This is a genomic window from Microterricola gilva (assembly GCF_004217495.1).
Classification (GTDB): Bacteria; Actinomycetota; Actinomycetes; order Actinomycetales; family Microbacteriaceae; genus Microterricola; species Microterricola gilva.
In genome coordinates, this window is record NZ_SHLC01000001.1 from 2,825,376 (window position 1) to 2,844,854 (window position 19,479).

Below are 19,479 nucleotides of genomic sequence, written 5' to 3' on the forward strand. Positions count from 1 at the left end.
CGACGCGCAGACAGCTCAGCCGCGGCGGCTAGTCAGCGCACTCCGCTGCCGAGCGGCCCTGCCGTGTGCAGACCCGTGTCGAGCATGATCCGATTGCCCCCGGCATCCGACGCTCGTTTGCACGCACGCATCGCGGCGGCGCTGAGCAACTCGAAATCGAATCCGGTGTAGTCGGTGAGCGCGATTCCGACGCTCATCGTCGGGCGCAGCCCGGCGAACTCGTCGATCTTCTCTTCGAGCAGCCCTGCCTGCACGGTTGCGGCAACGGCCAGCGCCTCATCCACCGATGACATCGGTGTCGCCAACACGAGGCGTCCGGGGCCGGCCACCCCGATGTCGGAGTTGGGCGGCCCGAATCGACGCACGACAGCGGTGTAGCGCGCCAGAATGGTGTTGGCCCTGGCGCGCCCGAACGCCGTGTTGATCTCGGCCAGGTCATCGAGATCGAAATGCAGCAGCGCCAACTGCTCGTCGTGGAACTCCGCGCGCTCCAGCCAATCGGCCAGGACGCGCTCGAATGACGGCTCCGTGAGCACGTCGTCGCTGTTGTAGCCGATGGCCGCGGCCGTCCGTCGACTGCTCCGTGTTGCGAGCTCGGCGTGAGCGCCGTGAGCGGATCGAATCACCGACATCGAGCTCGAGAGCACGATGACCATGATCATCGTGACGAATGCGGTGGCAGAGGCGCCGAAGAACAGGGAGAAGATCGGTCCGTCCGGTCCCTCCGTCGTGAAGAGGATCAGGCGCCCGGTGAAGAAGACAGCCTCGACGCTGAAGACGACGACCATCGGGCGTGAGCCCAGGGCCCGGCTGAGTTCACCGCGCGCCGATTCCACGGCGGCAAGCACGGCGAAGAGCATGTTGCCGAGGAAGTACACGTGCGCGCCTGCCCACTCGTCGCTGTCCGGTCCGGGGAGAAGCCCGGCGACGAGCACCGCGGTGCAGACGATCGCGAGCAGGAGGAACCGGGTCGGCCGCCCGTTGTGCCTGCGGCATCCGATCCAGAAGAATCCCGTGCCGGCGACGAAGGCGGTGTTGCCGACCGATGAGGCCCACCACAGTTCGGGCGCGAGGAGCCAGACCAGGAAGCTCATCGTTGTCAGGATGCCGCAGAGGTAGCCGGCTGCCCAGATGCGACCGGCCTCGCTGTCTTTGTGCGAGATGGTGCTTCCGATGAAGAGGGCCGCTGTCACCACGACGACGAGCGCACTCGCCAGGGAAATCGTCCAGCCGTCGATCATGAAGCTTCCTTGTCTTTCGGCAGGGTCACGAGCACCGTCGTGCCCTCGCCCTCGACGCTCTGCACGGTCAGGTCTCCGCCGTGCAGGCGGGCGATCTCCCGGCTGATGCCGAGTCCGAGTCCGCTGCCGTGCACGCTGGAGTTGCGCACCGACTCGGAACGGAAGAACTTGTCGAACAGCAGCGGCTGCTCGGCGTCGGCGATGCCGATGCCCGTGTCGCGCACGATCAGCCACACGGTCTTGTCGTCGCTGGCGATGCCGATCGTGACCTCGCCGCCCTCGACGTTGTACTTGATCGCGTTCGCGAGCAGATTGTCGATGAGCTGACGCAGCCGCGATCCGTCGGCCACCAGCGTCGTCGGCTCTGCCGCACTGAAGTCGAGGCGGATGCCGCGCTCCGCCGCCCGCGGCAGCAACGACTCAACGGACTGCTCGACGACCTCGAGCAACGCGCACGGGGCCAGGCGCAACACCATCGGCTGCGCGGCCTCACGTGAGGAGGCCAGAATGTCGGCGACCAGCTCCAGCAGCCGGTTCGCATTCCTGTAGACGATCTGCAGCTGGCTGCTTGCAGCCGGCGGGAGGTCCCCGCCGTCGATGACGAGCTCCAGATACCCCAGAATCGACGTCAGTGGGGTTCGCAACTCGTGCGAGACCGAGGCGATCAGATCGTCTCGTGCGAGAACAGCCGCCACCTCTGCTGTCACATCGCGGGAGACCACGACACTTCCGTCGTACTCGCCGTTCCCGCTCTGCAGGCGGCGCGCGGTGATCGACAGGGCCACCCGGTCGCTGTTGCCCGTGTCGATCCAGACGGTCACTGGCTCGAATTCCTCGCCGCGCATCGCGCGTTGCAATGGGGAGTCGCGTTGGGAGATCGGCGTGACGCGGTCGGCAGCGACGACGCTGACGCCGGCAGGAACCGGCGCGTTGGCATCCGTCACTCCCATGGCGAACTGCAGGCGTGCCTGGGCCTCGTTGACGATGGTTGTCTGGCCGCTGCGATCGATGCGGATCACGCCGAAGTCGACGGTGTTCAACACTTCGGCAAGCAGCTCCTCCTGCCGCCGCGCCTGCGCGAGCGCGCCCTCGAGCAGCTCCGCCTGCTTGCCGAGGAGCACGCGCTGCGCCCGATCTCGGCGAGCAGTCAGGTAGCCGGAGGCTCCGATGAAGATCAGCACGACCGGCAGGAAGATGAGGGCAGGCATCGCGGCGATCGTCAGCGGGACGTGCCGCAGCGCGATGTCGATGGCCACGAACGAACCGGCGAGCAGGATGCTCGCGGTGATCCCGGCGACGCCGACGAGGGTCGAGACCCAGAGGACAGGGAAGACCCAGAGCAGACCGAGGCCGAGCTGCGGCTGGGCGATGCGCAGGAAGCCGATCGCCACGATGTCCAGCAGGGGCAACAACAGCACCAGGCCGGGAGGGAGCGCAGACCATGGCAACAGGACGGCGAGGCAGCACGCCACGAAGGCGAGCAGGATGCCGCTGTAGAAGAGCACGGGGTTGCTGTCTCCGGGGCCGAAGACCATCAACGTCGTGAAGACGGCGAGGACGACGGCCCCGAAGAGCAGCTGAGTCAAGGCGATCGAGCGGTCGGGCCTGCCCAGATCGAGCACGGAAACCGCGCCACGCCACACCGGGCGCGCGGCCCTCTGCTCGGGCCGAGCCTCCGTCGCGCGCGGTGTCATGGCTAGACCTTATCGCGGCATCAGGCGATGCCACCCCCATCAACAACGAGAGCCGAACCGGTGACGTAGGAGGAGTCGTCGCTGGCGAGCCAGACGACGGCCGCGGCGATCTCGCTGGGCTGGCCCATGCGGCCGAGCGGGCGGTCGGCCGACTCCGCGAGGAAGGCGTTCGCATCCTGCGAGAGCTGGCGGGCCTCCTCGAGCAGCATGCCGGTGTTGACATCGCCGGGGTTCACCGAGTTGACGCGGATGCCCTGCGGACCGTGGTCGATCGCCAGCGCGCGGGTCATGTTGACGACCGCACCCTTCGAGGCGCAGTAGGAGATGGCCTGGCCGCCGCCCTTGAGGCCCCATCCGGACCCCGTGTTGACGATGGAACCGCCGCCGTTCTCGGCCATGATCGGCACGACGTGCTTGCACATGAGGAAGATCGACTTCACGTTGACGCCGAAGACCCTGTCCCACTCTTCCGCTGTGGTCTCGACGGCCGTTGTCCTGCGGATGATGCCGGCGTTGTTGAAGACGACGTTGACGCCGCCGAACTCCGCGACGGTCGTCGCGATGATGCGCTGGATGTCGTCTTCGTTCGAGACGTCGGCCGCGATCGCGACGGCGGTGCCGCCCGCCGCGCGGATCTCCTCGACGACAGCCTCCGCGGCATCCGCCCGCAGGTCGACGACGGCGACCTGGGCGCCCTCGGCCGCGAAGGCCAGTGCGGTTGCGCGGCCGATTCCGCCTGCACCGCCCGTGACGATGGCTTTCTTGTTTTCGAGACGCATGACTGCTCCTTGGGGTGTTGGTGACGGTGGATCTGGTTCAGGGTGTGTAGCTGGGGGTGCGTTCCAGTGTGCTCTCCGGCGCGCTCACCGGGTACATGCTGGTGCCGCTGACGCCCGTTGTGATGCGGGCGAAGCCGGCCAGGCTCGCATCGACGGAAGCGTCACCCGTGTCGACGAGCAGCGGTCGCCCGCCGAGCTCGATGAGCTTCTGTTCCGGGGCGACGACGATGAGCGGCTGCGCCGGATCGAGTTCGCGCACGACGCGGGCCGAGATCTGTTGGTTTCCGCGACCGAGCAGGAAGCCCTGGCCGCCGATGATCGTGACGATGGCCTGAGCCTGCCGCCCGCTGATCTCGGCGAGGAGCTGCTGCTCGGTGGCATCCGTCAGAACGAGCTGCCCGTCGAGCAGCACGTCGACGCCGAGCGGGGTCGTGGCCAGGCCGAGCTGTCGGCCGAGCTCCGCGACGGTGCTGCCTGGACCGAGCAGGTAGCGCACGCCTGGGCGCAGCTGGGCGATGACCCCGCGCACTGCGGATGCCGCGGCCGCCGCCTCCGAGCTGGGCGACGGCGTCTTGCGCGCCTGGGTGCGGCCGGCCTGGAACGGCACGAGCAGGTAGCCGAACAGGCGGGGTTCGACGCGGCCGTGGCGCAGCTGCTCCTCGACGACATCGAGCACCTCGCTCTCCCGCACCGGCAGAGCCTGCTCCCCCACCCAGGCGGCGGCCAGAGCGCCGGCCGCACTCGGACTCACGGCGAAGCACGCCGAGTACATCTTCACGCCGGCTGGCACGCCGAGCGCCGCCACCGGCGCGCCGGTCCGTTGAGAAGTGAGGCCGGCGACGACGTCGCGGGCGGTGCCGTCGCCGCCGACGAAGAGGATGAGCTCGGCGCCGGAGGCCGCGATGGCCGCGACCGCGGCCTGGGTGTCGGCGGCCGTCGTGGCGTCGGTCGCGGTTGGCGCGTAGACGACGCGGGGCACGAGGCCGGCGGCGCGCACGGCGTGCTCGCCGAGGGCCCCGGATGCCGTGAGCACCTCGATCCCCGGGTGTGCGGCCGCGACGACGGCCAGCGCGGCGTGTGCGCGCTCCCCCGCGCGGGCTGAGGCCCCGCGCTGCAGCGCGAGGCGCTGGACGTCGGCCCCGTCGCTGCCCTTCAACCCGGCAGGCCCACCGAGGCCGGCGACCGGGTTCACGATCAGGCCGAGCCGCCGCAGACTCACCGTGACGGCATCGGTGGGGGCCCCTGAGGTTTCCTTAGACACGGCTGCCGCCTCTCGCGACGCTGCGCGGCGCGCCGCCGGCCCCCTGCACACCGGAGGGTGCTGGGGGCTGGGCGAGGGTGCGATCAGCGGTCATGGCCTGGCTCGTGTCGTGGGGCTCAGACGGCTGCGACGGCATCAGCCGCCACGACGGTCGCGGCGACATCGGCACGCGGGGTCTCCCCGGCGGCACGCGCCGCCGCACGCCCCTCGGCGAGAGCCTCGCCGTGCTTGCGCTGGTAGGCGCGCCACGTGATCGCCCAGCGGGCCGGGTCCTCGAGGTCGTCGTGGTGGGTGTGGTGCACGGTCTGGTTGTGCGGCGCCGTGCGCACGAGCTCGGCGTTCTCCCGCGCCTCGCTCGCGATCTGCGCCAGCACGGCCGCGTACTCGTCGAGTTCGGCCATCGAGTACGACTCGGTCGGCTCGAGCGTGAACGGCTGGGGCACAACGTAGGGGTGGTGGCTCGTCCAGTAGTGCATGCCGAAGTCGGCCGCGCGGATGCCGATCTCCTCCGAGCTGATGCCGGTCTCCTCGAACAGTTCCTGCCAGGAGTAGCGCACCTGCTCGATGCGGCGGCGGCCGACGGCGTACGGCGCGGAGGCGCCGGGAATCTCCAGCACCTTCTTCAGCAGGTAGTTGTTATTCAGCACGGCGGTCTCGGCGACGGCGCGGAGACCCTCAGCGCCGAGTGCCATCATCCAGGAGTATGCGCGCACGATCGTCGGGATGACGCCGTAGAACGGCGCCACCTTGCCGATCGACTGCGGCAGATCGGCGTTCAGCGTGAAGCGGACGCCGTCGGCTCCGACGGAACGGTCGACCAGCGGGCCGGGAAGGAACGGGGTCATCGCCTCGGAGACCGCGCTCGCCCCGCCGCCGGGGCCACCGCAGCCGTGCGGGGTGCCGAAGGTCTTGTGCAGGTTGAAGTGGCAGACGTCGAAGCCGGCGTCGCGGGCACGCGTGATGCCGAGGATGCCGTTGGCGTTGGCCTGGTCGTAGCTGGCGAGTGCTCCGACGGAGTGCGCCAGCTCGACCCAACGCTTGACGTGCGGGTTGAAGATGCCGGTGTCTTCCGGGTTCGTGATCATGATCGCCGCCGTGCGCGGGCCGACCGCACCGCGGAGCGCCTCGAGGTCGGGGTAGCCGTCGGCATCCGGGTACAGGGTGACGACCTTGTAGCCCGCCGCCTTGGCTGCCGCCGCGTTGGAGGGGTGGCTGAAGATCGTCGTGATGACCTCGTCGCGCTGCTCCCCCTCGCCGTTGGCCTCGTGGTAGGCACGGATCATGGCGATGTTGGTCCAGATCGCGGTCGAGCCACCGCTCGTGTGCAGCGAGACGCGGTGCATGCCGGAGATCTCGGCGAGCATCTGCTCCGTGCGCCAGATGATCTCGAGGATCCCCTGTGCGTCATCCTCGTTCTGCAGCGGGTGCATCGCGGTGAGGTTCGGGGTATTGATCAGCCGGTCGTTGACCTTGGGCGCGTACTTCATGGTGCAGGTGCCCTGGCCGATGTCGATGTTGAAGTCGGCGCCGAGGTTCTCCTGCGAGAGGCGCAGGTAGTGCTTGAGCACGCGCATCTGCCCCATCTCGGGCAGGGCGGCCGGCTTCTCGCGGCGGAGTCCGGCCGGCAGCTCGGCGAGCACGTCACCGACGGCGGCACGCACACCGGGCTCCGTCTGCGACACGAGCACGCCGCGCTCACCCGGGGCGGTCAGCTCGAAGATCAGCGGCTCGTCCCAGCGGGCCTGGTGGAAGCGGCGCAGCGTGGGCTTGGGGGCGATGGGGAGGCTCATGCGCTCTTCTCCTCGGTGTTGTCAGAGGCGTTGTTGTCGGAGGCGGTGGTTGTGGTTGTTTCTGCGAGCGCGCGGACGGCCTCTGCCAGGCGGTCGATGTCGGCCTGCGAGCTGAGCTCGGTGACGCACACGAGCAGAGTGCTCACGCCGGTCACGACGCCCGGCTCGATGCCCTCGCTGCGGAGCGCATCGACGATGCCCTGCGCGCTGAGGCCGGCGCCGGCCACGTCGATCTCGAACTCGCGCAGGTGCAGCGCGGAGTCGGTGAGGCGGATGCCGGCGATTGCTGCCAGCTGCTGCTGGGCGTAGCGGGTGCGGCTGAGCAGCGTCTCGCCGAGCTCGGCCATGCCCTGCGGCCCCATCAGCGCCAGGTGCACACCGGCGGCGATGCCCCAGAGCGCCGCGGCGGTGCCGACCCACTCCTTGCCGTCCTCGCGCAGGGCGAAGGAGGTGCGGTCCCATGCGACGTCGCCGAAGCCGTACTCGCCTGGCACGGTCGTCGACTCGAGGCCGAACAGGCGCGACGGCATCTCCATGATGAAGCTGGGGTCGTCGTGCACGGCGATGAATCCGGCGTGCGCGCCGCCGTACCACTGGTGCAGGCCGAGCGACTGGATGTCGCCGCAGACGATGTCGGCGCCCTGGTCGGCCGGCGGCGTAAGCACGCCGTAGCCGACAGGGTCGGTTCCGACCACGAGCACGGCGCCGACCGCGTGGGCGATGTCGGCGAGGGCACGGATGCCGGACTCGACCGCCCCGCGGTAGCTGGGCGTCTCGACCCAGATCGCGGCGACGTCGCCGGCCAGCTCGGCGGAGTTCACCAGCGCGGCCACGGCCGCGGCATCCGCCAGCCCGTCGACGGTTGGAACGTGGTGCAGCGCGAGGTTCGAACTGACGAAGTCGCGGACGCGGCTGAGTTTGTCCGGCAGCACGTCGCTCACGACGACGATGCCGCTGCGGCCGGAGCGACGGCCTGCCATGCTGAGCGCCGTGGCCGTGGCCTGGAAGCCGTCGTAGGTCGGAACGTTGACGACGTCCATGTTGAGCAGCTCGGCCATGAGCGACTGGTACTGGAACAGCGCCTGGAAGCGGCCGTGGTCTTCGTATGGCTCACCGGCGTATGCGGTGAGGAACTCGCTGCGGTTGATGACCTCGTCGACGACGGCGGGCACGTAGTGGTTGTACGTGCCCGCGCCGAGGAAGCTGAGGCGCTGCGTGGTCGGGGTGTTGCGCCCGAGCAGGCCCTCGACGTGGCGGGTGAGGTCGGCCTCCGCGGTGAACGGCGCAGGCAGGTCGAGCGCGCGGCCGAGGCGGATCTCGGCCGGGACGTCGACGTAGAACTCCTCGATCGACTCGGCGCCGACGGCGGCGAGCATGGCCGCCTTGGTGGCCGGTGCCGTGTTGGGGATGTACGGGTGGACGAACGGTGTTGTCATGGTGATCCTCAGTGGCTTGCTTCGGCCGATGCCGTGAGCGTGATGAATGGGGCCTCGTCGAGGCTGGGGTGGGCGATCACCGCTGCGCCGAAGCGGGGCAGCGTCAGCGAGGAGCCGACGGCCTCACCGGTGAGCAGATCACGGCCTGCGGTGGCCAGGTCGCCGTGCATCTGGGCGGGCAGCTCGACGGTGATGGTGTCGCGCCCGTGGTTGAGCACGAAGGTGAAGTCGGTCTCGCCGTCGCTACGGGTGACGACCTCGAGGTCGTTGTGCCTTCCGCTGGCGGAGCGGCTGGGCTGCCCGATCTCGCTGAGCGCGTCGCGCAGCACCGCCTCCAGCGCCGCGGACTCGACGACGGCGCTGACGTACCAGGCCGCGCCGGCACCGTGCGCCCTGCGGGTGATCGCGGGGCGGCCGGCCAGCTCGCCGTCGGCGTAGCTCGCAAGCACCTCGGTGCCGGATGCCGCGTCGATCCACTCGCTGAAGATGCTGGTCTGGTAGCTCGCGCCGGTGGCCAGCGTGATGGTGCCGTGCTCGGCATCCGGAATCGGCCAGTGCTCGTCGACCTCGACGCCGAGCAGCTCGCGCAGCGGGCCGGGGGCGCCGCCGGCGTGCACCTTCTCGGTGGGGTCGACGACGCCGCTGAACGGGCCGACGAGCAGGCGTCCGCCGCGCTCGACGAAGGCGCTGAGGGCATCGGCCTGCGCCTGGTCGACCATGTAGAGGTTCGGCACGACGACGAGCTCGTAGCCGTCGAACGGACCGGTGGCCTTGACGACGTCGACGGTGTGGCCGAGTGCGAAGAGGGCGGCGTTCCAGGCGCGGGCCTGCTCGGCCCACTTCAGGCGCTGCGACGGCAGCGAGTCCGGCGCCGAGCTGCCCCACCAGGAATCCCAGTCGACGACGAGCGCGACCGACGCCCGCACGCGGGTGCCGCGCACCGGCTCCAGGCTCTTCAGTTCCGCACCGAACGCCTTCGTCTCCTGGAAGCTGCGCGAGGCCTCCCCGCGGTGGCCGAGCATCGCCGAGTGGAACTTCTCGGTGCCGAACTTGGCCTGCCGCCACTGGAAGAACATCGCGCCGTCTGAGCCGTGGGCGATGGCGTGCAGGCTCATGATCCGCATCTGGCCCGGTGCCTTGGGCACGTTGATGTCGCGCCAGCTCACCGCGCTCGGTGCCTGCTCGAGCAGCAGCCATGGCTGACCGCCCTTGAGACCGCGCATGAGGCTGTAGTTGAGGGCGGCCCCGACGTGGGCGGTGTCGTCGGCCGGATCCGGGTAGGCGTCATCCGTCACGAGGTCTTCGACGGCCGCGAAATCCCAGTAGTTCAGGTCGCGCAGCAGGCTCATGAAGTTCGTGGTGACGGCGATGTCGGGGGTGACCTCGCGCAGCACGTCGATCTCGAGCTGGAACAGCTCGAGCAGTGCATCGCTCGAGAAGCGCTCGAAGTCGAGCTGCTGGGTCGGGTTGATCGGGCCGGATGCCGTGCGCGGCGGCTCGATGTGGGCGAAGTCGTTGTATCGCTGGCCCCAGACGGTGGTGCCCCACGCCTCGTTCAGCGCCTCGATGGTGCCGTAGCGGGCCTCGAGCCACTGCCGGAAGTGCGCGGCGGACGCCGGGCACCAGCAGCGGGAGATGTGGTCGCCGTACTCGTTCGAGATGTGCCAGAGGGCGAGGCCGGGATGGCTGCCGTAGCGCTCGGCCATGACCCGGGTCATGCGGGCGACGTTGCTCTTCCACACCGGGGAGCTCGGGCAGTAGGCCTGACGGGAACCGAATTCGAGCTGCTGGCCGTCGACGTTGTGCGGCAGCATCTCGGGGTGGGCGCGCACGAGCCAGGCCGGCGGCGTTGCCGTGGCGGTGGCGAGGTCGATGGCGATGCCGGCGTCCCAGAGGATGTCGAGCACGCGGTCGAGCCAGCCGAAGTCGAACTCGCCCGGTGTGCGCTCCAGCTGTGGCCACGAGAACACGGGAAGGCTGACGATGTTGACGCCGGCCTCCTTCATGAGGCGTGCGTCCTCGATCCACGTCTCCTCCGACCACTGGTCGGGGTTGTAGTCGCCTCCGTAGGCGAGTGCGCTGAGTTTGATGGCACGGGGGCTGCCGGCTGGCTGCGCGTTCGTCACACCTTCTCCTCTCTGAACCGGTGGGTCGAGCCTGCCGCGCTGTTTCTGGCCGGATTCCGGGCAGATGCTTTACAGCGAGAAATGCAGACTGTATTCTGTATACAGACACAGTATGCCGGATGCCTCGCATGGTCAAGCCCTAAGCTGACAGCGAAGCCATCCCGGCTGAGAGAGGCTTGATATGGCTATCGAACGTCGTACATTGCGAGCGCAGGTGCGCGAGGAACTCCTTGAGCGCATGCGCAACGGCGCGGTTCAACCGGGCGAGGGCATCAACGAGGTGCAACTGGCCGCCGAGCTCGGCGTCAGCCGCACCCCGCTCCGCGAGGCGCTGATCGCGCTCGAGAGCGAGGGCCAGATCGAGAGCGAGAACGGCAAGGGATTCCGATTCGTGCCGCTCAGCGCCCGGGAATTCGAAGACCTGGCACCGATCATGGCCTCCCTCGAGTCACTGGCGCTGCAGCTCACAGACCCCGATGAGCTCCGCACGATCGGCGCGCGGCTCGCCCGCCTCTCGGCCGAGTTCGACCAGGAGATCGTCGAGCACGCCCTCGTCGTGAGCAAGGACGACGAGTGGCACGACATCATGCTCAGCGGCTGCCCGAACCAGCGCCTGATCGACCTCGCCACCTCGGTGCGCCAGGCCTTCCACCGCTACGAGTCGCTGCTTGTGCCCGACGAGGTGATGATCGAGCGCGTCGCGGCCGAGCACGCCGCGATCGCCGAGCACATGGTCAACGGCGATGTCGCCGCGGCATCCGCGGCCCTCACCGCGAACTGGATGAACGGCATGCAGCGCATCCTGAAGAACTCCAGCGGCCCGTACTTCACGGCCTAGCGCCAGAAAACGCAGGAGCAGAGCTTCGGCGAGGCCATATCCGGTCTCGCGAGGCTCTGCTCCTGCGTTTTTCAGCCCTTGACGGCTCCGCCGAGCAGGCCGGAGACGAACTGCTTCTGGAACACCAGGAACAGGATCATGAGCGGCAGCGTGGCCAGCAGCGATCCGAGCATCAGCCCCGAATAGTCGACGCGGGAGAGGCCGATCATGGTGTTCAGCGCGACCGGCACGGTGTACTTGTCCTGCGTGTTCAGCATGAGCAGCGGCCAGATGAATGCGTTCCACTGGCTGATGAAGGTGTAGATGATCAGCGCCGCGATCTGCGGCCTCGCCACCGGCAGCACGATGCGGTAGAAGGTGCGCAGCTCGTTCGCCCCGTCGATCCGTGCCGCCTCGATCAGCGTGTCCGGGAAGTCGAGGAAGGACTGCCGCATCAGGAAGATGCCGAAGGCGTTCGCCAGGAATGGCAGGATGACGGCCTGGTAGCTGTCGATCCAGCCGGCGCCCGCCATCATCTGGAACAGCGGCACCAGCAGCACCTGCATGGGGATCATCATGGTGACGAGCACGACGGCGAGCAGCACACCGCGCCCGCGGAAGCGGAACTTCGCCAGGCCGTAGCCGGCCATGATGCTGATGATCGCGCTGAACACCGTGTAGATCACGGCGATCACGAAGCTGTTCAGCATCACCTGGCTGAAGTTGATCGACTCCTGGAGTCGCACCAGGTTGTTCCACAGCTCGCCGCCGGGCAGCACCGGCAGCGGCGTGACGAACAGGTCCTTCGTCGCGTGCGTCGACGAGATGACCATCCACAGGAACGGCAGCACGCTGAGCACGCTCGCGACGATGAGAATCAGGTAGACGGGGCTGTGCAGGATGCCGGCTCGCACCCGCAGCGCGAGGCTCTGGCGCCTCTGGAGCAACTCGCTCATTGCTTCTCTCTCACGGTTTCTCTCGCATAAGGCGGAACTGGATGATGGACACGATCGCCGTGAGGATCACGAGCAGCCACGCGATCGCGGAGGCGTAGCCGAAGTCGAAGTGCTGGAAGCCGACCTTGTAGAGGTAGAGCACGGGCGTCAGCGTGGCGTCGCTCGGCCCTCCCCCGGTGAGGATGTAGTTCTCGTCGAACAGCTGGAGGGCTCCGATGGTCGACGTGATCGTGGTGAAGATCAGCACAGGGCGCAGCTGCGGGATGACGACCTTGGTGAAGATCTGCCAGCGCCCTGCGCCATCGATGCGGGCCGCCTCGTACAACTCGGCCGGGATGGCCTGCAGGCCGGCCAGGATGATGACCATGTTGTAGCCGGTCCAGCGCCAGGTGATCGCGCCGATGAGGGCGACGCGCGCCCATACCTCGTTGTTCAGCCAGTCGACCGGCGCGATGCCGACGAGGCCGATCATCTGGTTGATGGCGCCGCCGTCCGTGGCGAGCATCACGCGGAACACGACCGCGTAGGCGACGAGTGTCGTGACGGCCGGGAGGAAGGTGAGCAGCCGGAACCCGGAGCTGAAACGCAGCCAGGCCTGGTTGAGCAGGTAGGCGAGGCCGAGGGCGAGCCCGATCATCAGCGGCACCTGGATGATCAGGATGAGGCCGGCGTTGCCGAGGCTCTTGGCGATGAGCGGGTCCTTGAACAGGCGCGCATACTGATCGAGCCCGACGAAGGTTGACACTCCGCCGGAGGTGGCGAAGAAGCTCTGCCACAGCGAGGAGAGCAGCGGGAAGGTGAAGAAGATCGCGAGCAGGGCCGCGGCGGGGAGCGCGAAGAACGCTCCAGGTCGCTGGAGCTTGCGCCCCAGCGACCGGGAGGGTTGCGCTCCGGTGCGGCCGCGCTTGACCGCGGCATCCGGAGTCTGCGTCAGCATTTATTCGGCGATCGTGCGACCGGTGGCGGTGGCGATCTGCTGGGCGGCGTCGTTCAGCACGGTGGCCGGGTCTGCACCGTTCAGCACGGCGGCGACGACGGCGTTGGCGACGATGTCGCTGGCCTCGGCGTTGTCGGTGGTGAAGGTGATCGGCGGGATGTTCGCCGTCTGCTCCGCGAACAGCTCGTAGACCTTCTGGCCGCCGAAGTAGTCCTGCGGCTCGGAGAAGAACTCGGTCTCGAGGGCGGGCAGGTAGGACGGGAACAGGCCCTCGTTGACCATCATCGACGCCTGGTTGTCTGTGTTGGCGAGGGCGTAGTCGAGGAAGGCCGCCGCGAGGTTGGGGTTCTTGGCCTGCGTGGGGATCGCGAGGCCGGAGCCGCCGCTGTTGGACGTGCGCACACCACCGGGAGCGAACGCGGGAAGTTCGGTGACACCGTACGTGCCGCTCAGTTCCGGCGCATCGCCGAGCAGGGTTCCGATCCACCAGACGGCCTCTGGCGTGACGGCGGAGTCGCCGTCCTTGGCCGAGGTGACGCGGCCGTCCCAACCCGTGACGTTCTTCAGCAGGCCCTTCTCGTTGATGGTCTGCAGCAGGGTGAGCGCCTCGACCGATTCGGGCGAGCCGATGGTGATCTCACCGGCGTCGTTGAAGAGGCCCTGGCCCTGCTGCTGCAGCAGCATCTGGAAGCCGCCGCCGGTGGCGACGTCGAGCGACATCAGTGTGTGGCCGGTCTTCTCCTTGATCGTCTCACCCGCCGCGACGAGGTCGTCCCAGGTCGCGATGTCGGCCGGGTCGATGCCGGCATCGGCGAAGTAGTCGCTGCGGTAGAAGAGTCCGACGGTGCCGGAATCCCACGGGGCCACCCTGAGCGCGCCGTCCTTGTCGGACTGCGCCGACCACTTGAACGGGTCGAAGTCGTCCCGCTTGTCGCCGAGCACCGGCGTCAGATCCGCGATCCCGGTGGGGAACTCGTTGATGTAGCCGGGCGCACGATCGGTCTCGATCGTGACGAGGTCGGGCAGGCCACTGCCTGCCTGAAATCCGACCGAGAGCTTGTCGTAGGCATTGTCGTAGCCGACGTCGACGACGTTGATGGTGGTTCCCGGGTTCGCCTTCTCAAACTCGGCACCGAGTCGGGTGAGTGCGGTGGCCGCGACATCCCATGACCAGACGGTGATCTCCCCCGTCGGCTTCGCGGCCGGGTCGAGGGTGACGGGGGCAGCCGCACCACCACCCATCGTGCAGCCGGAGAGCAGTGCGAGCGCCACAGCGGGAACGAGCAGGGTACGCAGTTTCATGGTGACTTCCTTGTCAGATGGAGCGGTATTTTGAATACAGTACACCGCATTCAGTTCGGAGGGCAAGGCTCCGGATGGCGCGAAAAACGCAGGAGGAGGGCTCCGGCATGGCTGCATGCAGCCGTGCCGGAGCTCTCCTCCTGCGTGTCGTTGTTGGCTAGGCGCTCAGCTGCACCGCGAGCTCGATGAAGAGCGCGGCCGACCAGCCGAATGCCGTCGTCGCGGTCTCCGCCTTCTCGCCGCTGTACGGGTTGAAGTATTCGTGCGGGCCGCCGCCGTGCGTGACCAGCGCCACCGTGCGCTCGGCGAGTTCCCGCGCCCGCTCCGGCTGGCCGGAGGCGCGCAGGCCCTCGACGAGCAGCGTGTTGATGTTGATCCAGACCGGTCCGCGCCACATGCGCTCCGGCGAGAAGTCCGGATCGTCCACGGCGACGGTCGGGACGCCCCACGGTGTGCCGAACAGCCGCTCGTCGTCGAGGGCGGCGAGCATGCGCTCGAGCACGGGAACCGGCAGCGCACCGGTGAGCAGCGGCAACAGGCTGACGACGGCGTAGCTGCCGACGGGCTCTCCCGCGGCGCGCGCCCGGAAGAAGCCGGCCTCCTCGTCCCACAGCTCGAGCAGCTTGGCCATCGTCGCCGTCGAGCGCGCGCGGTGCGCCTCGGCGACGCCGGGGTCCGCGACCCCGAAGTGCTCGGCGAGACGCGCCAGCTCGGCGTCCTGCAGCACGAGGTAGGCGCCGAGGTCTGGCGCCGTCGTCGGCAGCGGGCCGTCGAAGATCGGGCTGTCGTCGAGGCCGGAGGAGTACGGGTGGCCGTACTCCGGCATCCCGTCGCCGTCGAGGTCGGAGACGGTGAACCACCAGTCCTGCGAGCGGGCGATCGTCGGCAGCAGCGCCTTGGCCCACTCATCGTCGCCCGGCGTCGCGTCCATCACCTTGCGCAGCGCCCAGGCAGCAAGCGGCGGCTTGGTCAGCGGCACAGGCGAACCGGGGTCGGCAATGCTCGACCCGGCACGGCGGAGCGTCTCGCGGTCGGCCGCGGGCAGATCGTCGCTCGTGGCGAGGATCCCCTCCTCGTGCACGACGTCGGGCAGCTGCCCGTCCGCGCTCGGGAAGCGGAACGCCAGCTCCAGCTGCTCCCTGGCGAGTTCCGGGTCGCCGTGGCTGAGACCGACGGCGATGAAGTAGGCGTCCCACTGCCAGAGGCCGACGTAGCCGATCTTCGACGGCACGACGGCGCGGGCGTTGCCGAGCGCCGGCAGTTCGACGATGTTGGCGCCGAGCACCCACCAGCAGAACGCGGTCATCTCCTGCAGCTCCGGCCGCACGCGCGGGGTGTTGGCGAACCAGTCCAGCCAGAGCCGCTCGCTCGCCGCCGCGTGCTCGCGGTGCTGCGCCGCACCGGCGACGGCGATCGTCGCGCTGCGGTCCGGGGCGATCGCGAGGCAGACGGATGCCGCGGCGCCGCCGAGCGGGAAGCGCTGCACCGGGACGGACGCGTCGCCGCGCGGCCCGTGCAGCTCGACGGTGACGGGCCCATCGCCGGCGGCCGCGTCGTCGCGCAGGCCGATGCTCAACGCGGCGGGACCGGCGAAGCTGAGGCTCACGACTCCCCCACCGAACTCGATCAGCTGCGGTTGGATGTCGGTGACGGGCAGCGCGGCTCCGGCGGCGTCCAGCACCCGGATCTCCCGGAACACCTCGCAGTCGTCGAGGCGCCGCTCGTACTCGGCCGTGCAGACGCGCACGCCCTCGATCGGAGCAGTGGAATCGACCGGCACCGTGCGGCGCCCGCCCGCACCGGCCGCGAAGACCAGCAGGCGCGAGCGTGGCAGCGTGAACGGCGCACGCACGAGGTCGAGGTTGGCGCCGGCCGCACGGGCCAACGCTGCGGCATCCGTGGTCACGAGCTCAGCCATGCCTAGCGCCCTCCGAGGCCGGAGGCGGCCATGCTGTTGAGGATCCGGCGCTGGCCGATGACGAAGGCGACCAGCATCGGGATCGTCGCGATGGCGGATGCCGCCATCACCAGTCCGTAGTTGATGGAGCCGAACTGGCCGCGGAAGCTCGCCAGCAGCAGCGGCACGGTGAAGAGGTCAGGCGTGTTCAGCAGCACGAGCGGGAACAGGAAGGCGTTCCACACGTCGAGCGCGACGATGATGCTGAGCGCGCCGAGGCCGGGCTTGAGGTTGGGCAGGATGACGCTCCAGAAGATGCGCCAGCGGCCTGCACCGTCGACGATCGCGGCCTCCTCGAGCTCCTTGGGCAGCGACAGCACGAACTGGCGCATGAGGAACACGGCGAAGGGGTTGACCATCATGGCCGGCACGATCAGCGACAGGTGCGAGTCGACCCAGCCGAGCTGGCTCATCAGCAGGTAGAACGGGATGAGCGTGACCTGCTTGGGGATCATCTGCGTCGCCAGGAAGACCAGGAAGATGATCTTGCTGCCGGCGAAGCGGATGCGGGCGAAGGCGTAGCCGGCCATCGACGCCGTCACCAGCGTGCCGATGACGGCGAGCACGGCGATGTAGATGCTGTTGAAGTACGCCTGCCCGAACGGCACGGCGTTCCAGGCGTCGATGAAGTTGTCAAAGGTCCACGGGTCCGGCCAGAAGCTGAGCGGGTCCTGCAGCAGCTGCGGCAGCGTCTTCAGCGAGGTGAGCAGCATCCAGAGGAACGGGAACACCATGGCCGCCCCGGCGATGATCAGCACGAGGTGGATCAGCAGGGAGCGACCCGTCTTGGCTGTGCGCGCTCCAGACGGGCGCTTGCCTGCACCATCCGGCATGGTCATGGCGCGGGTGTCGAGATTTGTGGTGCTCATACTGGGTCATCCTCGTAGTGAACGAACTTCTTCTGGGCGCCGAACTGGATCGCCGTGATCACGAGGGTGAGCACGAGCAGGATGACGGCGGCCGCACTGGACGGGCCGAACTCGAAACGACCGAAACCGAGATCGTAGATGTGGTACACGATCGTGCGGGTGGCGTTGTCCGGGCCGGCATCCTGGGTCAGGATGAAGACGGTGTCGAAGGTCTGCAGCGACGAGATGAACGCGACGATCGACGAGAAGAAGATGATCGGACTCAGCAGCGGCAGACGGATCTGCATGAACAGGCGGAAGGCTCCTGCCCCGTCGATGCGGGCGGCCTCGATGACCGACGGCGAGATGTTCTGCAGCCCGGCCATGAAGATGATGACGTTGAGCCCCATCGACGACCAGATCGAGACGATGCACACCGCGATCAGGGCGAGCTTGGGATCGCCCAGCCAATCGGGCGGGGTGATGCCGAAGATCTTGGAGATCGCGTTGCTCAGCACGCCGTCGGAGCGGAACATCTGCTGCCAGATCATGGCGACGGCGACCGTGCTGGTGACGACCGGCGCGAAGAACAGGATCAGGTAGAGGGTGCGCGTCTTGAGCTTCTCGAGCGCGACCGCGATGATGACCGCGAAGCCGAGGCCGAGCGGCACCGTGATCACGGCGATCAGCAGGGTGTTGACGATGGAGCGGAGCAGCAGCTCGTCCTGGAGCTGCGCGGTGAAGTTCTCGAAGCCGACCCAGGTGAGCTCGGTCAGGCCGTCCCACGAGGTGAAGGCCAGAACCAGGCTGGCGACGAATGGCAGCAGCACGAAGATGGCCATGCCGACCACCTGGGGCGCCACGAAGACGTAGCCCCACGAGCGATCGCGGCGCCGCCAGGCGGCCTCCTTGCGGAGGCCGCCTGGCAGGAGGGTGGCGGCGGACCGCCCCACTGTGGCGGATCCTTCCGCCGTCACCCGCTCGCTCACTTGCCCGTCTTCGATTCGACGAGTGCTGCGACCTCGTCCAGCGTGTCCTGCGCGGTGCTCTTGCCTTCATAGAGACCGAGGAACAGGTCGCTGATGTCGGTCGAGAGCGCGGGAACGGCGGCCTCGGTCGGGTAGTTGGCGAACCCGACGTCACGCATGTCGAGGAACGTCTGGGCGTGCGCGGGGTAGTTGTCCTCCAGCACGACCTCGTCGGCGCCCTTGATCGACGGTACGGCGTTGCCGCCGCCGGTGAGGCGGAACTTCTGGCCATCAGCGCTCAGGAACTCGGTCCAGAACGTGAATGCGGCGTCCTTGGCCTTCGTCTTGCCGTTGATGGCGAGGTAGGACGCGGCGACACCGGTCGGGGCGGCGACGCCGTCCGGGGTGGGCCAGTCGACGATGTCGTAGTCGGCCTCGACACCGGCGCTCTTCAGCGTGCCGATCGTGTAGCGACCCTGGGCGAAGAAGCCCGACTTGTGGGTGACGAACACGCTGTCGGCGCCCGCTCCCTCGGGAAGGGTGTCGGCGACGACGAACTTCTTGTCCTGGAAGTAGTTGCCGAGCGTGTCGACGGCCTCGACCGTGGTCTTGTCGGTGTTGCCGACGAAGTCACCTGCGTCGTTGTATGCCTCGCCGCCCTGCGACGAGATCCAGCCGTAGTGGGTGGCCCAGTAGTTCCAGAACATCGTTCCGGTCAGGCCGGCCTCGGCGAGCTTGTCGTTCATCTCGAGGAACTTCGCGGTGGTCCACTGGCCTTCGGCGGCGAGCGTCGCAGGGTCCTCGGTGATTCCGGCGGCGGCGAGGGCGACCTTGTCGTACCAGAGCGCGTCGGAGTTGACGTCGTTCGGAGCGGCGTAGATCTCGCCGTCAACCTCTGCGGCACCGAACAGGCTGGGGAAGAAGTCATCCGGCTTGGTGTCGCTTGCCGAGGAGTTCATGAGATCGGTCAGCGGCATCAGGCGGTTCGACGAGACGAACTGGCCGAGCTTGTCGTCGCCGATGTAGAACACATCGGGCGCCGTGTTGCTGGAGAGCTGCGCGAGCATCTTGGAGTGGTAGTCGCTGTACGAGGCGACGGGCTGCAGCTTGACCGTGATGTCGGGGTGACGCTTCATGAACTCGTCGTTGAACTCCTCGTAGCGAGTGAGTTCTTCCGGGGTGCCCCAGGTGGACCAGACCACGGTGTTCGGGTCGGAGTTTGCTCCGCCGCCGCCTCCGCTACATGCTGCCAGTGAGAGGGCGAGTGCGCCGGCCGCAAGTACTGCGACGGCTCTTCTCGACGTTGAGTTGACGCGGAACATCCGCTGCCCCTTTCGTAGGTGAACATTCTTTGTTCAGATGTATTC

At 68.2% G+C, this 19,479-nt stretch carries 15 protein-coding genes; 1 reads left to right on the forward strand and 14 read right to left on the reverse strand.

The window, feature by feature from the left end; all coding sequences use genetic code 11:
- Nucleotides 1–32 precede the first annotated feature (32 nt).
- The 7 genes from EV379_RS13135 to EV379_RS13165 all read right to left on the reverse strand — a co-directional run bounded on the left by EV379_RS13135 (nt 33) and on the right by EV379_RS13165 (nt 10,327).
- A complete protein-coding gene (locus EV379_RS13135; protein WP_130506530.1) occupies nt 33–1,241 on the reverse strand; it encodes a diguanylate cyclase domain-containing protein in 1,209 nt (402 codons plus the stop codon).
- Complete coding sequence (locus tag EV379_RS13140) at nt 1,238–2,935, reverse strand: sensor histidine kinase (protein WP_130506531.1); 1,698 nt, start codon at nt 2,933–2,935, stop codon at nt 1,238–1,240. Before EV379_RS13140 ends, EV379_RS13135 begins: the two co-directional genes overlap by 4 nt.
- A gap of 20 nt (nt 2,936–2,955) precedes the next feature.
- Nucleotides 2,956–3,714: an SDR family NAD(P)-dependent oxidoreductase gene (locus EV379_RS13145; RefSeq protein WP_120255567.1), complete on the reverse strand. Its 759-nt coding sequence runs from the start codon at nt 3,712–3,714 to the stop codon at nt 2,956–2,958.
- A 37-nt stretch (nt 3,715–3,751) separates the two neighbouring features.
- Nucleotides 3,752–4,975, reverse strand: coding sequence for an ATP-NAD kinase family protein (locus EV379_RS13150; protein WP_207226255.1), 1,224 nt, complete (start codon nt 4,973–4,975; stop codon nt 3,752–3,754).
- A gap of 116 nt (nt 4,976–5,091) precedes the next feature.
- The gene (gene gcvPB / locus EV379_RS13155; RefSeq protein ID WP_130506532.1) at nt 5,092–6,765 is read right to left on the reverse strand and encodes an aminomethyl-transferring glycine dehydrogenase subunit GcvPB; all 1,674 of its coding nucleotides are present in this window, start codon (nt 6,763–6,765) and stop codon (nt 5,092–5,094) included.
- A complete protein-coding gene (gene gcvPA, locus EV379_RS13160; protein ID WP_130506533.1) occupies nt 6,762–8,201 on the reverse strand; it encodes an aminomethyl-transferring glycine dehydrogenase subunit GcvPA in 1,440 nt (479 codons plus the stop codon). The genes gcvPB and gcvPA overlap by 4 nt, the downstream gene beginning before the upstream one ends.
- Nucleotides 8,202–8,209: 8 nt before the next feature.
- A complete protein-coding gene (locus tag EV379_RS13165) occupies nt 8,210–10,327 on the reverse strand; it encodes a beta-galactosidase (RefSeq protein WP_242616375.1) in 2,118 nt (705 codons plus the stop codon).
- 181 nt (nt 10,328–10,508) lie between these two features.
- Between EV379_RS13165 and EV379_RS13170 the strand changes: the two genes are divergently transcribed.
- The gene (locus EV379_RS13170; RefSeq protein WP_130506534.1) at nt 10,509–11,165 is read left to right on the forward strand and encodes a GntR family transcriptional regulator; all 657 of its coding nucleotides are present in this window, start codon (nt 10,509–10,511) and stop codon (nt 11,163–11,165) included.
- 71 nt (nt 11,166–11,236) lie between these two features.
- Here the strand turns inward: EV379_RS13170 and EV379_RS13175 are convergent, their stop codons facing one another.
- The 7 genes from EV379_RS13175 to EV379_RS13205 form a co-directional block, all read right to left on the reverse strand.
- On the reverse strand, nt 11,237–12,100 hold the full coding sequence (locus EV379_RS13175) for a carbohydrate ABC transporter permease (RefSeq protein ID WP_130506535.1): 864 nt from the start codon (nt 12,098–12,100) through the stop codon (nt 11,237–11,239).
- 10 nt (nt 12,101–12,110) lie between these two features.
- Nucleotides 12,111–13,037, reverse strand: coding sequence for a carbohydrate ABC transporter permease (locus EV379_RS13180; RefSeq protein WP_130506536.1), 927 nt, complete (start codon nt 13,035–13,037; stop codon nt 12,111–12,113).
- Entirely contained in the window at nt 13,038–14,339 is a 1,302-nt protein-coding gene (locus tag EV379_RS13185; protein WP_130506537.1) for an ABC transporter substrate-binding protein, read from the reverse strand.
- Nucleotides 14,340–14,496: 157 nt separating this feature from the next.
- Nucleotides 14,497–16,257: an amylo-alpha-1,6-glucosidase gene (locus EV379_RS13190; protein ID WP_130506538.1), complete on the reverse strand. Its 1,761-nt coding sequence runs from the start codon at nt 16,255–16,257 to the stop codon at nt 14,497–14,499.
- A 2-nt stretch (nt 16,258–16,259) separates the two neighbouring features.
- Nucleotides 16,260–17,165: a carbohydrate ABC transporter permease gene (locus EV379_RS13195; protein WP_207226256.1), complete on the reverse strand. Its 906-nt coding sequence runs from the start codon at nt 17,163–17,165 to the stop codon at nt 16,260–16,262.
- Nucleotides 17,162–18,097: a carbohydrate ABC transporter permease gene (locus EV379_RS13200; protein ID WP_242616376.1), complete on the reverse strand. Its 936-nt coding sequence runs from the start codon at nt 18,095–18,097 to the stop codon at nt 17,162–17,164. The genes EV379_RS13195 and EV379_RS13200 overlap by 4 nt, the downstream gene beginning before the upstream one ends.
- Before the next feature lie 32 nt (nt 18,098–18,129).
- On the reverse strand, nt 18,130–19,314 hold the full coding sequence (locus EV379_RS13205) for an extracellular solute-binding protein (protein WP_242616377.1): 1,185 nt from the start codon (nt 19,312–19,314) through the stop codon (nt 18,130–18,132).
- Between the last annotated feature and the right edge of the window lie 165 nt (nt 19,315–19,479).